The sequence below is a fragment of the Eubacterium sp. genome (assembly GCF_057858645.1).
Window position 1 is genome coordinate 1 of sequence record NZ_DBLZZO010000004.1, and the last position, 15,866, is coordinate 15,866.

Consider the following 15,866-nt stretch of genomic DNA (forward strand, 5'->3'; position numbering starts at 1 on the left):
AAAAAGGAAAGTGTAACAGAAGATGTTTTTGAAACACCGTGGTTAAGGCGGTTGTTGGAACTGAAAGACATTGAAGAATTAGACAGAGATATTATTGTGGAAATGATAGACCAGATAACAGTTTATGAAAACCGCAAACTTAAAATCTCATACAACTTCGGAAATGAGCTGGAACATTTATTTTCAAGCGTTTACTGTGAGGACTTGGAGAAAAAGGCTATCTAATCTCAATACATTTCTAACTCCCCATATATACTGGGGAATACATATCACAATTTGCGTAAACTACAATCAGCACAAGCTGCATCAAATGAAAGCGCAACTTGTTTTTTATTAGTTTGGACATTATAGATTGGAAGCTCTTTGGTTGTATTAGAGACGGTTATTGCATCAAAGCCGTCCTTAAACAGATTTTCCTGATAGTAGTATGTAAGACCAACGACTGCAATTAGAACGCAAAGCCATAAAATACTTCGCTTTAATAAGGAAACTTGTTGTGAATTAGACATAACAATTCTCCAAAAACTTATTACTATAGTTTATGCATAAATCAAGGGAATATGAGTGCCTCTTGACAGGGATGTTATAATGTTATAGGAAAAATTAGCATAGAGAAAAATGAGGTTTAGAATGAATAGAAGAGTAAAACAAAAGAAGTCAAAGCAGGTGGACATGTTACGCGGTTCCCTTGCAGATAAAATTATATTATTTGCACTTCCTTTGGCGGCAAGTAGTATTTTGCAACAGTTGTTTAACTCAGCAGATGTTGCTGTTGCAGGAAGATTTGCAGGTAGCGAGGCTTTGGCAGCCGTTGGTGGCAACAGTCCGGTTATTAACCTAATAGTTAATTTGTTTGTAGGATTTTCCATTGGGGCCAATGTTGTTATTGCCAATGCAATAGGACAGGGTAATAAGAAAAAAGCAAACAGAGCAGCACATACGGTAATTTCATTAGCAATTATTTGTGGTATAGCTTTAATATTCATAGGGAATGCAGTGGCAGCACCAATATTAAGTATGATGGATACTCCTGATAATGTATTACCTTTGGCGGTGGAATATCTTAGAATTTATTTTTGTGGCATGCCGTTTTTTATGGTTTATAATTTTGGTTCTGCTGTGCTTCGAAGTATTGGTGATACAAAAAAGCCATTATATTGTCTTTTAGTATCAGGTGTTATAAATGTTGCCCTTAATTTGTTTTTGGTAATTGTGTTCGACCTTGGAGTTGCAGGTGTGGCAATTGCCACAGTTACAGCAAATGCAATAAGTGCATCAATGATTATTTTCTTCTTAATTCATGCAGATGAAACAATCAGACTGGATATAAAGAAATTATCACTTAACAAAGATGAGGTAATCAATATAGTAAAAATTGGGGCACCGGCAGGGCTTCAGGGAATGGTATTCTCATTGTCAAATGTTTGTATTCAGGCTGGAATTAACAGTTTTGGGACAGCAGGAATTGCAGGTTCTGCGGCTGCAGTAAATTATGAATTTTTTACTTATTTTGTGACGAGTGCTTTCACACAGGCGTGTATAACATTTACAAGTCAGAATTATGGGGCAAAGCAATATGACAGATGCAAAAAAATATTGAGGGTAAGCCTTGTACTTGCTATGGTATGCACAGCCTGCATGAGTATTGTCTTTGTTCTCGGAAAAGAATTTTTCATTGGCATATACACAACAGATAAAGATGCAATGGTGTATGGTGTGGCGAGATTAATAAGAGTAGGTCTTTTAACAGCTTTGCCACCATTATATGAGGTGACAGGTGGTGCTTTAAGAGGTATAGGTCACTCCATGACACCAGCTGTGCTTACAGTTTTTGGCTCATGTGTGTTAAGAATTGTGTGGATAAATACAATATTCAAAATGTTTAGTTCATTTGAAATATTAATGGCAGTTTATCCGTTTACATGGGTAGTGACAAGCCTGTTGGTAATAGGAACGTATTTTATTATTCGGAAAAAAGAGTATGTGTAAAAATAGGGGTTTAATATGTACAGAGCAATTTTAGTGTGTTATACTTGTACAGGTTTTGAGTATAGGAAAAGGAGTAAGAGTAACCAATGAAAAAAGAAGGTTTATTATCTATTATTTTACCTGCGTTTAACGAGGAAAAAATAATAAAAAAAGCTGCAAATGTTATAGGTTCTATTTTAAATGGAGCATCTATTCCATACGAAATTATTTTTGTGGACGATGGTTCAAAGGATGATACATGGAATCAGATTGAAGCAGTATCAAAAGAAGATGAGCATATTATTGGAATTCATTTTTCAAGAAATTTTGGAAAAGAATCAGCGCTTTTTGCAGGACTTGCTAATGCTAATGGCGACTGTTGTGCAGTTATGGATTGTGATTTACAGCATCCACCTGAGGTTTTAGTGGAGATGTATAGACTTTGGCAGCAGGGCTACGAAGTTGTTGAAGGTGTTAAGCATAGCAGAGGTAAGGAAAGTTTCTTACATAAGATGAGCGCAGGCTTGTTCTACAAATTAATTTCTAAGGCTGTTAAGATTGATATGTCAAGAGCCTCTGATTTTAAATTGATGGATAGACAAGCAGTAGAATCACTTCTGAATATGCCTGAGAAAAATGCTTTCTTTAGAGCATTGTCATCATGGATTGGGTACAAGACAACAAGTGTTGAATTTGATGTAAGAGAGCGTGAAGAAGGCGAGTCAAAATGGTCAACATGGTCATTGGTAAAGTATGCAATTACAAATATAGTTGCATTTTCAGCAGCACCAATGCAGATTGTAACAATTCTTGGAGTGATAGTTTTTATTTTGGCAGTTATTTTGGGAATACAGACAATTGTAAAATTCTGTATGGGACATGCAGTTGCAGGCTTTACAACAGTTATACTTTTGGTATTGATGATAGGTAGTATCATAATGATGAGTTTAGGAATCATCGGCTACTATATTGCAAAGATTTACGAGGAAGTAAAGGGAAGACCTCGTTATTTAATATCAAAAAAAGTTGGAAAATAGTTAGTGGGGGTGTAATAAACTATATACTTGGGAGAAATTTAATGGAATCATTAATAAAATTATTTAATAAATACAAAGAGATAATAATGTATCTTATAATGGGCGGTGCTACAACAGTAGTCAACTGGGTTACATATAGCGTAATGATTACGATTTGCCATCCGGGACAAAGCCTGTCAGGACTTTTGAAAATGTCGGCAAACACAATAGATGTATTTATTGCCAATATTGTAGCGTGGACAGTTGCTGTAATATTTGCTTATATTACAAATAAAATATGGGTATTTAGAAGTTATTCCTGGAAGTTTAAATTTGTTATGAAAGAACTTGGTTTGTTTTTATCAGCCAGAATCTTAACAGGTTTAATAGAAATTTTCGGCGTTCCATTTCTTGTGGACCATGGATTTGATCAGGCAATCTTCGGCTTACGAGGCAGTGTTTGTAAGATAGCAATGTCATTCTTTGTAGTTTTACTAAACTATGTATTTAGCAAACTTGTTATTTTCAAAAAAGACAAGAGTGAAGAAGAATAGAATATTAAAACAATATCCGCTCTGTCAGTTGGCAGAGCGGTTTTTGAAAGGAAGAAAAATGAGTGAAAAACAAATAATTATAAATGAAATAAAAAATAAAATAGGATTTTATACAGTAGTAGTGCTGACTTTGGCATTAGTGTTAGGTTTTAGTAATAACATCTCGGCAAAAACAAAGATTAAAACCTACAAGATTACATATGTTTTAAAAGGCGGAACCAATAATAAGAAGAATACTAAAAAATATAAATCAACTAAAAATACAAAATTATATTCGCCTAAAAGAAAGGGCTATACTTTTAAGGGATGGTATAAGGACAAAAATTATACAAAGCGTATTAGAAAAATAAAAAAAGGTTCTAAGGGAAACAAACGGATTTATGCTTTATGGAAGGCTGTCAAATACAAACTTTCATACACTTCTAATGGTGGTGTAAATGATTATAGAAATAAGAAGAAATATACTTGTGAGAGGAGTGTAAAATTATATCCGGCAACAAAGGAGAATTATACTTTTGTAGGCTGGTACAAGGATAAAAAGTTACAAAGCTAAAAAAAGGCACAAGAGGTAACATAAGACTATACGCAAAGTGGCAATTAAAAGCTTTGAATATTAACAGGGAAGGCACTGGTGACATGATTTGGAGCTGGTGGTCTTATCCACAGGTTGTGTCTTACAACAAAACACAAAATAATGTGTATTGGGGATTTACAACAAGTAAGGGTTATAGTGGAATTGCTTCATATAATAATATAACACATAAAACAAATAAAACATTATTAAAAAAAGTGTCACAGTCAGATGTAGATGACCATAATGGTGTAGCAGTAACTATTATGAATGATGGAAAAATAATGTGTGCTTATACCGGTGGACATAACATAGATAATAAATTACATATAAGAATATCTGACAAAAAAGAAAATATCGAAAAATTTAGCAAAGACATAGTTCTTAGTTCTTCAGGAAAGGTATGTTATAGTCAGATAATTAAATATCAAAATAAATACTATATTTTCTATAGGGTAAATAACAAAAGCTGGGCTTACCGTTATTCATCTAATGGAACAAAATGGAGTGCAGAAAAAATAATAATAACAGCAAAAATGCAGTATTATTGTAAATTTATGCCTACAACAACAAATGGTGTTATTAGAATTTGTATGACATCTAATCCCGGATCTAGTGACCCTAATATTAGAATGGGTTTTATACATTTAAGTAATAAAGCTATTTATAATTCTAACAATAAAACAAAATTAGGAACTTCTAATATTTCAGCAACTAAATTTAATACAATTATAAAAAATGTGTCAGGAAAAACACAGCGTTTATTTGATGTTGCAATAACTACACCTAAAAAACCATTGGTTTTATTTACTTCATTTTCTAATAAGACTAAGGCAAAGAATTCAGTTTATTACGTTTTTGATACAAACAGAACTATAAGAATTTGCAATGGCGGAAACCCTCTTTGGAATCCAAAATATCAATTAGGAGCTTCGTTTGTTGGTAATGACAAGATTGTTGTAGCAAGAGAAGAACATGGTTATGATAAAATAGAACTTTATAATTACAGCTCTGGAAATATTACATTAAATAATTCTGTTTATTCAGAAGCCATTGGCAGTAACTATATTAGAAATGCAAGACCAATTGTAGACATAAATCAAAAAGTTTTCTTATGGCATAGGGGATTTTACAATCCAAATGTGTATACAGATTTCTTTACGGAAGCAAAAATATACGATTTGCAATAAAAATAATTCTAAAAAATCAACTTTTGTGTCATTTTTTTCAACGTTTGTGCATAAACTATTGACATTTTAAAATTAAGAAAATGAACCAGTATTGAAATGTTTTTTTCCAATATTGGTTCTTTTTTATTACATCATCACGTGCAATGTGAGTGAACTTAACAAGAATATATTCACATAAAGTTTGTGGATAAAAATATTTTCAAAAATGATTTTAGAAAAAAGAGTACCCAATAAAATAAGCCTACGTTTTCTTAAAAATGTTTTTAGTCTAGAATTTTTAGTGGAGGAGAAGCTTTAGATTTATGAAAAAATGGGAGGGTACAATGAATTTCAAAAAATCTATATCAAAAAAAAGTTTGCTTCGTAGAATTAGCGGAATCGCTTTAACATTGGTAATGGTAATAAACCTTATGTATGGTTATAGCGCAGCTAAGGCACAAGTTACTGAGGAAGCCAGAAAGGCATCACAGGTAGCAGCACAAAAAGCAGAAGCAAATAAGGCACCATACCGTAACGTAATGTATTACGGTGATTGGTCAATTTATTCAGGTCAGAAGAATTTCACACCTGATAAGATTGACGGTAGTTTAATAACACATTTGAATTTTGCATTTATGGATGCAGATGAAAATGGTGATTTAATCACAACAGACACATGGGCTGACTATGAAAATCCAAATGTAGGATATTCAGTTGGAACAGACAACAAATACGCAGGAGTGTTGGGAGGAATGCTTTTATTAAGACAAAAATATCCTAACATGAAGATAGGTATTTCTGTTGGTGGTTGGACAAGATCAGGGGATTTCCCAAAACTTGCAGCGTCAGAAAAGACAAGAAAGAACTTTGCAAACAATGTTGCAAAATTTGTTCATTACTATGGATATGATTTTGTAGATATTGACTGGGAATATCCAACAGCAGATAGAGATCCTGATCCTGAAGGCAATGGCGTTGCCATTGATAAGGGATGTAAGGGCTCAGCAGCAGACACACAGAATTATACACTGTTATTACAGGCAATTAGAGATGCATTAGACAGCTATGGAGAAGCTGATGGAAAGTATTATGAATTATCAGTGGCAATGTCAGCATCACCAAAGATGATGGCTGCAATTGAATACGAAAAAGTATTAAAAATTGTAGACTTTGCAAATATGATGACATATGACTTAAATGGTGCCTGGGGAGGTTTTACTGCTCACCAGACAGCGCTTTACACAAATCCTGCATATGATGAAGGGGACGCAGGTCTTTCAGTTGATTCATGCATTAAGTATCTTGAAAATAAATACGGTGACAGCATTGATTATTCAAAGATTGTAGTTGGTGTTGCACCTTACACAAGAGGTTGGAAAGAAGTTAAAAAGGAAACAGGAAGAGATTCTAAGAATCCGGGCTTATATGCAGACGCAACAGGAGAAAATGGCGTAACTTATGCATATGGAGACATTAACTCTTTAATAAGTAAGTATAATTTAAAGAAATATTGGGATGATACAGCAAAGGCAAACTATTTTTATAGTGAGTCAACAGGTATGTTCTTTACATGTGATACTGAAGAATCAGTAGCTGAAAAAGGAAAATATGTAAAGAGTAAACATTTAGGCGGACTTATTTCATGGATGGCATCATTGGATAGTACAAATTCAGTTACTAAGGCAATGAAGGAATCTTTATATGGTTCAGAGGCACTTCCTACAAATGAGATTACTACACCAAAAATGGATGGCATTAAATTAGATGTGCAGGCTTCAGGAGAGTCATATACTTTGAATTTGCAGAATACAAATGCAAAAGTAACACTTCCAAGTGGAGCAAAAGATATTTCGGTTATGCCATGGGCAGAAAAGTTTGGCAAGACTTTAAGCTATCCTTCATTAGAAATTAAAACAATTAACGGTGAAACTTTAACAGGAGACTGGAGTGCAGGTGGAACAATTACAACTGAAAATGGAAATACAGTAATTACACCACCTGAATGGAGTTCAAAAGCAGTGGCACCTGGTGATACATTAACATTTACATTTAAGTCAGGTAAAGGAACTGCAAGCTTATCCAATATTCAGTCAGTTACACTTAGACAGAAAGCTGTTTCAAGTGGTAGCATTATTTCAAGAAATGTTTTATATGAAAATAATGAAAGCGGTGTTGTAGAAACAACAACAGAAAAAGTTACTACAACAAAAGCACCTGAAACAACAAGTAAAACAGAGCAGGTAACAACAGTGCCTGAAGTACCGGCAACAACTGCACCGGAACAGACAACAACAAAGAAGGCTTCAACAGGTGCATATCCTCAATGGTCACCAAACAGTGTTCTTTACAACATAGGAGACCTTGTTCAGTATCAGGGAAATGTATATGAATGTACATTTGCACATACTTCAAATTCAGGTTGGACACCAACAGAAGCATTTACATTGTGGAAACTTAGAAGTGATTTAGTAGCAGGAGAAATCGAAACAACAACTAAGGGAGGAAGTTCTGTAGAAGAAACAACAACTGTTGAAAATAATTACACAGTTAATTCAAAACTTCCACAGCATATGGTAACAGGCTATTGGCATAACTTCCTTAATGGTTCAACAGCATTAAAGATTTCAGATGTTCCAAGTTACTATGACATGATTTGTGTATCTTTTGCAAACTCATCAACAACACCTGGTAAGGTTACTTTTGAGCTTGATAAGGATTTAAGCAATGCCTTAGGTGGCTATACAAAAGCACAGTTTATTCAGGACATCAAAGATGCAAAAGCAAAAGGACAGCATGTAATTATTTCAGTAGGTGGCGCTGAAGGAACTACTTATATTACAAATCAGGTAGCAGCAGATGAATTTGCAAAGAGCCTTATTTCAATGATTGAGGAATATGGATTTGAAGGTGTTGATATTGACTTTGAAGGTAGTGCAGTATCAGGAACAGATTATATTGCTGAAGCATTAAGAACAGTACATAATCATTTCGGAGATGATTTTATTATAACAATGGCACCGGAAACATATTATTTCCAGGATACAAATCCAAATGGAACAGCAGCAACATCAGCATACTACAGACTTGCATACAAGATTAAGGATATTCTTACAATCTGTTATCCACAGTTTTATAACTCAGGTGGTATGATTGGTTATAACGGATTTAATGCACAGGTTGGAACTGCAGATTTCTTAACATCACTTGCAACTTTATTATTAGAGAACGGATTAAGAGCTGATCAGGTAGCGTTAGGATTACCATCAACTGCCAAAGCAGCAGGTAGTGGCTATGTATCAACTGATGTAATTAATACTGCTGTAAAGGCACTTGTGAACGGAACATCATCAGGAAGTTTTACTGCACCAAGAGCGTACCAGTCATTTAGGGGTGTAATGACATGGTCAATTAACTGGGATGCAACTAACAACTATGCGTGGGCTAAGGCTATGGATAAGACAATGGACGAACTACCAACAACAGCACAGCCTACAACAACAAAAGCTACAGAAACAACAACTACAACAACAGAACAGACTACAACAGTTAAACCTACAACAACACAGGAAACAACAACTTCCAAGAAGGCAGAAGAAGTTACAACAGTTGACGGAAAACAGCCAATCGAAGTTATTGGTTTAACAAAGATTTCCCAGAACAAGGGAGATGTAACATTTGCCTGGGGACAGACTAATGAACAGATGGCTTTAGGTCAGACATATAACGTATATGTAGACGGCCAGTTATTTGGAACATACAATACTGCAACACAGCTTAATTATACATTTGCAACTAACGGAAATCATATAATTAAGGTAACAGCTGTTTATAACGGAAAAGAAACAGCAGGTCAGACACTTAAAGTAGTAGTAACAGGTCTTGAAAATACAACAACACAGGTAACTACAGAGCCTGTTGTGGAACCAACAACTACAGCAAAGGTAACAGAACCTGTAGTAGAGCCTACAACAAAGGCAGAAGTTACAACAAAGAAACCTGAGCAGACAACAACAAAGAAGGAAGAAACTACAACTAAACCGGAACAGTCAACAGGTACAGATGTAAAACCATCAACAGGACTTTCATCAAAATTATTAATTGGTTATTATCATACATGGAATAACGGTGGAAATCCATTTATTAAATTAAGAGATGTTGATAAAAACTGGGATGTAATTAATATCTCCTTTGCTGAACCTGTAAGTGCAGGTAGCACAGATGGAAAGATGCAGTTTAATATTTCAGGTTTAACAGCTGATTATACAAAAGCTGATTTCAAGAAAGATGTTAAAGATCTTCAGGCACAGGGCAAGAAGATTGTATTATCAATTGGTGGTTATGAAGGCTACTTCTCATTAACATCACAGAGTGCGGTTGATCAGTTTGTAAGCGATATTAAATCTATTGTAGACGAATATGGATTTGATGGAATTGATATTGATTTAGAACAGTCTTCAGTACAGTTTGAAAGTGGAAATGATAAGGACATTAACAATCCTACATCTCCAAAGATTGTAAATATGATTAAAGCAATTAGAACTATTTGCAGTAGCTATGGTGATGATTTCATTTTATCATGGGCACCTGAAACATTTTATGTACAGTTAGGTTACTCATTCTATGGTGGAATTAATCAATACTGTGATAGCAGAGCAGGGGTATATTTACCTATGATTAATGCATTAAGAAACGAAACATCATATGTACATGTACAGTTATATAATTCAGCACCTATTACAGGACTTGATGGAACTTCTTATAGCATGGGTACAAAGGAAAGCACAGTTGCAATGTGTGAAATGCTCTTAAAGGGATTCCATGTAGGAGCATATTATACAAATTCAACAGATGCTTCAACATACTTTGCTCCACTTAGACCAGATCAGGTTGTCATTGGTGTTCCATCATCAGTAAGTGCGGCAGGTAGTGGACAGATTGCAAATAAGGATCTTCAAAGCGCATTTACAGAACTTAATAATAAGTATCCGGGCTTGAGAGGAATTATGACATGGTCAATTAACTGGGATTCAAGTCAGAATAATAATTCTTTTGCAAAAGAAAATGGAGCATTTCTTGCGGCATTAAGAAATAATCAGGAAGAAACAAAGCAACCTGAAACAACAACAGAAGAGCCTACAACTAAAGCACCTGAAACAACAGAGCAGCCAACAACAAAGGCACCTGAGACAACAACGGAGAAGCCAACAACAAAGGCACCTGAAACAACAACACAGAAACCTAGTCAGTATCCAGCTTGGGATGCATCAACTATATATGTAAGAAACGATTATGTTTCATATAACGGACACGTATATAGAGCAAAATGGTGGACAAAGGGAGAAAATCCTGAAAAGTCAGGTCAGTGGGATGTATGGCAGAAGATAAAATAGTTAATATTAAATAATGTAAGCCATATAAAAGAAAATCACAGGGATTTCACAAAAGTGAAATTACCTGTGATTTTTGTGTAATAAGAAATTCCACTGGAATTTCTATTAGATAAAAAGCGTTCCACCAGGGAAGCACCTTGGTGCGAAAAGAAATCAGTTGTGAATAGGCACGTGCTCGGTGGGTAGAATGTCACAAGCGACATGCTTTACATACAATAGAAAATTTAAAAATATATTTTATTGATTTAGAAATTTTTTCATTGCTTCAATATGTTCAAGCCCTTCTTTGTAGCCTACATTGTAAAGAAGTCTAAGCTTGTTGGGATCACGTTCAGTTCGTTTAATTGTAATTGGATTTTTAGGTCTGATAACATAAACAGAACCTTCTTTTTCAAGTTCTTTAATATAGTCCAATGTTTTATTATATTCATTGTGTCTGATTTCCATATCGTGAATAAGGTTGGGATATTTTTTACCCATTTTCATTTTTAATAATGGAATAATACTGCTTTTGGTTTTGCGATAGCCGTTATGCTGGGTTAGTATCAATATGTTTTTTTCGTAGCCCATTTCTCTAAATTTCTTTATTGGTATGGAATCTGAAATACCACCATCTAAAAGTTCAAGACCATCAATTTTTACAATACGTGAAACTAAGGGCATTGATGCTGAAGCTCTATACCATTCAATATCATCAGCTTCTCCTGTAGGGCAAAGGTGATATACCGGTTTTCCTGTATTTACATCTGTTGCAACAACATAAAAAGCCATTGGATTTTCCTGATAGGTTTTGGTATCAAAGATATCCAGCTTTTCGGGGATTTCTCTGTAACAAAAATCGGCTCCATATAAATCTCCTGTTTTAATTAAAGAACGAATTCCAACATAGCGTGGATCTTTTGAATATTTCATGTTGTATCTTATTGAACGACCAATTTGTTTAGATTTGAAATTGCAACCAAAAGTTGCTCCGGCTGAAACACCAATTGTTCCATCTACTGTAATATTGTTATTCATCATGGCGTCTAAAACGCCGGCAGTGAACATGCCGCGCATGGCACCGCCTTCTAGTACAAGTCCTGTTTTCATAACACAATCCTTTCTAAAGTCATATCCCCATTATAGTGAGAGCACAGATGTGGAATGACTTTTTGACGTTGAAGTATAGATTACCCGGATTGCTCCGTGCATTGCACTCCCGCAATCCTCCCCAAGTATTCGCATATGGTGAAGCTATCGCTTCACTTTTATGCTCATACTGGGGCGTGTCTCAAAGTCATATCCCCATCATAGTTAGGGCACAGATGTGGAATGACTTTGATACACTGTAATCAAGAGTATCTTAACACAAATAGGGAAGAATGTTAAAATGAAAAAGGAAAATAAGTATGCTATTTTGATGATTTTGCAGTTTAGAATATGAAAGGAAGGTAAAAATGGAAATAAAATTAGTTAGAAAACATATTATTTTTAAGGGCAGAGTACAAGGGGTAGGTTTTAGATATTTTTGTTATACAGAAGCAAATAAAATGAACTTAACAGGTTATGTCCGAAATTTATACGATGGCAACGTGGAAATGGAAGTACAGGGAGATTATCGTGATGTTGAAATGTATGTTTTTAGAATAAAACAGGGTGATTATTTTATTAGAGTGGATGAGGCGGAAGTGACGGATATGAAAGTTAAGGAAGAGAGTGGCTTCCAGATAAAATAGGCAAATAGAAAGAAAAAGTGAAAAGCATAAAAATGAAAAGAACATAGAAAATAAAAATATACAATAACATTTAAAATAAAAACGTTACAGATATTGACATTAAATAGTTCGATGATATTATGATGATATATCACAATTACATCAAATTTTAAAGACTCACAGTAAGGTGTAATTTGATAATAGATGGTTAATTGAAATTAAAGGAAGCAATTAGCCAAATAAAACTGAAAGGAATAAAAATATGAGAAGGGAAAAAGTAGTAAAAGCGGTGGCAATATTAATGTCTGTTTGCATGGTTGCACCTGCTACAGTGTTTAGCAATGTAACCACAAAAGCAGACGTTAATGGCAATGTAACAGCCGCAGACAAAAAGGATGAACTAAAAATTGAGGGTGATTACTTCAGACAGTATATGTCAGTGCTGTTAGATCAGGGAAAACTTAAAAATGATAATAATACAATTGAAATGACAAAAGATGAAAAATCAAAATCAGTTATTTTCAGTGGCACAAAAGAAAACTTATTAGAGAATCAGATTGTTCTTGATAAGACACTTAATTTCAATGGTTCAAAAATTGACAGAATCAGTTTGGATGCCATGTCAGAAAAAGGAACAACAGTAACGTTAGGAATTTATGTTGATGGTGCAAGTGAGCCAATTGCCAAGACAGTTCTTAACAGACAGAAGAAGAAAAATGATTGGAGAAATCCAAAGAATATTTCAACAGATATTTCAAGTTTGAACTTAATAGGTGAGCATACAGTTCAACTTAAAGTATTAGATGCTTCTGCAGATAATGTGAAATTTGATATTAGTTCTATTGAATTTGTTGAAAGCACAGTGCCAACAATTTACTTTAACATTGATGAATCAGAGGGAACAATTGCAGAGATGAATGGTTCATCTGACCACAGTGCAGAATGTTATGGCAACATGACAATGACAGTTCCAGATAATTACACATGTGAATATACAGGTAAGAAGGCAAAAGGCGGAACTTATCAGTTAGAATATATTAGAGGCAGAGGAAACTCAACCTGGAGCGTTGACAAGAAACCTTACAAGATTAAGTTAGATAAGAAAGCTGATTTACTTGGTATGGGTAAGAACAAACATTGGGTTTTACTGGCAAACTATTATGACAACAGTTTGCTTAGAAACAAGATTACATATTGGCTTGGCAGCCAGTTAAATATGCCATTTACACCAAAAAGTGAACCGGTTGATGTAGTAATGAATGGTGATTATTACGGAAGCTATTTCTTGTGTGAACATGTAAGAGTTGGGGAAACACGAGTAAATATTGATGATTTGGAAGCAAACGAAGATGCAATGCATGAAACAAAGGAACCATTTATAACAGGTGGCTATTTATTATCACTTGAACCTTATGGTAATGAAGAAAAGAAATCTTTTAAAACAAAAAAGAGCAACACTTTCTTAATTGAAAGTCCTTCTTTTGAAGATTATTACAATGAAACACAATACAATTACATAAAGAATTATGTCCAAAGCGTTGAAGATGCCATTTATGGAAAGAATTTCAAAAATGAAAAAGGCGTTTCCTATTCAGATTTGATGGATGTGGCATCAACAGTTTATTACTATTTGATTCAGGAATTCTCAATGAATGGTGATGGATATGCTTCAACAAGTACATATTTATATAAACCAAGAAATGGAAAATTATTCTGGGGACCACTTTGGGATTTTGATTATGTGGCATGGGGGTCAACAGAATATGATGATTTTTCAACTACAGGCTGGACAGAAAACAGCAATATGTGGTTGGAAAGATTATTTGAGGATGAAAGCTTTTCTAAAAAAGTTGTAGATAGCTGGCCGGAATTAAAGGCTGCTGTTGAAGAACTTATAAAAGATGGTGGACAGCTTGATAAATATAAGGAGAAAGTTAAACAGTCAGCTTTATACAATTTTGAAAAATGGGGTATATCACCTATTAATTACAACGAGGGTGATTCTGCTGTTAATTTAACTTATGACCAGGAAGTTGAAAGATTAAGAAGCTGGATAAAGGAAAGACTTAATTGGGTTGATAAAAATATTAAAACTTTGTCACCTACACCTTGTACAGTAAAATATGTAGCAAACGGTAAAACAATTTATACTGGTAAAGAATACATTGGCAAAACATTAAGCAATGTACCAACAGTCCCTAAGAAAAAAGGCTATGAGTTTGCAGGCTGGACAACAAAATATCATCTTACTTATGATGAATACATAATACTCCATCCAGACTTGAGTACGGACGATTTAGATGATGAGACAAAGGCTGAATTAGAAGATATTAAGAAAAAAGGTTATGACTATGAAGGTGATTTTGATACATATGATGCTGTTCCAAAGTCAATTACATTAACAGCAAAATATATACCTGAAAACGAAGTTGTAAAAGCAAAGAAAATTTACTTAAATAAAACAAAAGTGAATATTTCAACAGATATAGGTGTAGCTACTTTAATTGCGACAGTTGCACCTTTTGACACAACATTCCCTAATTTAAAATGGTCATCAAGTGATGAAAATGTTGTAACTGTAGATGATGGTATGATAAATGTAGTAGCACCAGGTGACGCAGTAGTTACTGTAAGCACAGATAACGGAGTTAAGGCAACATGTAAAGTTCATGTATGCAACCAGCAGGAAACACGGGACTTTGACTATGAAAGTTATTTATTAGATGACAATGAAATTACAATGAATGTTGGTGAATACAGACAACTAAACATTACAAGTACACCTGACAATGCAATTTATAGTGAATTCCCATCATTTATCGGAATTGATGAGTCTATTGCAGAAGTTGAAGCAGGTGGAGTTATACATGCTGTTGCAGAAGGAAAAACTGCAGTTGTTATGGTAAAAGATGGCGATGTTTCAACATGCATAATTAATGTTGTAGACAAATCTAAGAATGTTGTAAAGAAAGGTAGTCTGTACAATGTTAAGGGCAACATTTACAAGGTAATATCTACAGGCAAGAAAAATACAGTAACATTTGCAGGCGTAAAGAATAAAAAAGTAAAGAGTGTTAAAGTTCCCGGAACTGTTAAGATTAGCAATAAAACTTTCAAGGTAACTGCCATTGAAAATAAAGCATTTGCTAATTTAACAAATGTAAAGAAAATTACAATTGGCAAGAACGTAGCAAAATTAACAAAAACGATGTTTGCAAAAAATAAGAAACTTAAAAAAATTGTTTTGAAAGCCCAAAAAACAAAAATAGCAAAGGGAACATTTTCTAAAAAGGTTAAAGTTGTAAAACCTAAGAAAACAGTAAAAAAGACATCTCATAGCAGAAAGAAGACTACAAAAAAGAAAACTGATCAAAAGAAGACAAAAAATAATGAATAAACTACTGTAGTTTTTTATGCTTTCTACCCATGGAAAGTTATTAATTATAGGTATTTGCACAATAATACTATATAACTTAAAATATAATTAACAAAAAAATTACAACG

10 protein-coding genes are annotated in these 15,866 nt (G+C 34.1%); 9 read left to right on the forward strand and 1 reads right to left on the reverse strand.

Annotation, left to right across the window (positions count from 1 at the left end):
- From ACZM4J_RS02140 to ACZM4J_RS02170, 7 genes are all read left to right on the forward strand, one after another.
- A partial coding sequence (locus ACZM4J_RS02140; protein WP_489485528.1) for a DUF4368 domain-containing protein occupies positions 1-225 on the forward strand: 225 nt, incomplete at its 5' end.
- 405 nt (positions 226-630) lie between these two features.
- On the forward strand, positions 631-1,989 hold the full coding sequence (locus ACZM4J_RS02145) for an MATE family efflux transporter (protein ID WP_022165884.1): 1,359 nt from the start codon (positions 631-633) through the stop codon (positions 1,987-1,989).
- A gap of 86 nt (positions 1,990-2,075) precedes the next feature.
- A complete protein-coding gene (locus ACZM4J_RS02150) occupies positions 2,076-3,005 on the forward strand; it encodes a glycosyltransferase family 2 protein (RefSeq protein ID WP_022165885.1) in 930 nt (309 codons plus the stop codon).
- A gap of 41 nt (positions 3,006-3,046) precedes the next feature.
- Complete coding sequence (locus ACZM4J_RS02155) at positions 3,047-3,538, forward strand: GtrA family protein (RefSeq protein WP_022165886.1); 492 nt, start codon at positions 3,047-3,049, stop codon at positions 3,536-3,538.
- Between the two features lie 58 nt (positions 3,539-3,596).
- Positions 3,597-4,091, forward strand: coding sequence for an InlB B-repeat-containing protein (locus ACZM4J_RS02160; RefSeq protein ID WP_022165887.1), 495 nt, complete (start codon positions 3,597-3,599; stop codon positions 4,089-4,091).
- Between the two features lie 83 nt (positions 4,092-4,174).
- On the forward strand, positions 4,175-5,299 hold the full coding sequence (locus tag ACZM4J_RS02165; protein ID WP_022165888.1) for a BNR-4 repeat-containing protein: 1,125 nt from the start codon (positions 4,175-4,177) through the stop codon (positions 5,297-5,299).
- A gap of 323 nt (positions 5,300-5,622) precedes the next feature.
- Positions 5,623-10,668 (forward strand): glycosyl hydrolase family 18 protein, encoded by a 5,046-nt coding sequence (locus ACZM4J_RS02170; protein WP_489485531.1) that lies wholly within the window; start codon positions 5,623-5,625, stop codon positions 10,666-10,668.
- A gap of 237 nt (positions 10,669-10,905) precedes the next feature.
- Here the strand turns inward: ACZM4J_RS02170 and ACZM4J_RS02175 are convergent, their stop codons facing one another.
- Positions 10,906-11,757 carry a patatin-like phospholipase family protein gene (locus tag ACZM4J_RS02175; protein WP_022165890.1) on the reverse strand — a complete coding sequence of 284 codons (852 nt, stop codon included), beginning with the start codon at positions 11,755-11,757 and terminating at the stop codon, positions 10,906-10,908.
- Between the two features lie 347 nt (positions 11,758-12,104).
- Here ACZM4J_RS02175 and ACZM4J_RS02180 point away from each other — a divergent pair, with 347 nt between their 5' ends.
- Together ACZM4J_RS02180 and ACZM4J_RS02185 are read left to right on the forward strand one after the other, a co-directional pair.
- The gene (locus tag ACZM4J_RS02180; protein WP_022165891.1) at positions 12,105-12,383 is read left to right on the forward strand and encodes an acylphosphatase; all 279 of its coding nucleotides are present in this window, start codon (positions 12,105-12,107) and stop codon (positions 12,381-12,383) included.
- Between the two features lie 241 nt (positions 12,384-12,624).
- On the forward strand, positions 12,625-15,759 hold the full coding sequence (locus ACZM4J_RS02185) for a CotH kinase family protein (RefSeq protein ID WP_022165892.1): 3,135 nt from the start codon (positions 12,625-12,627) through the stop codon (positions 15,757-15,759).
- The last annotated feature ends 107 nt before the right edge of the window (positions 15,760-15,866 follow it).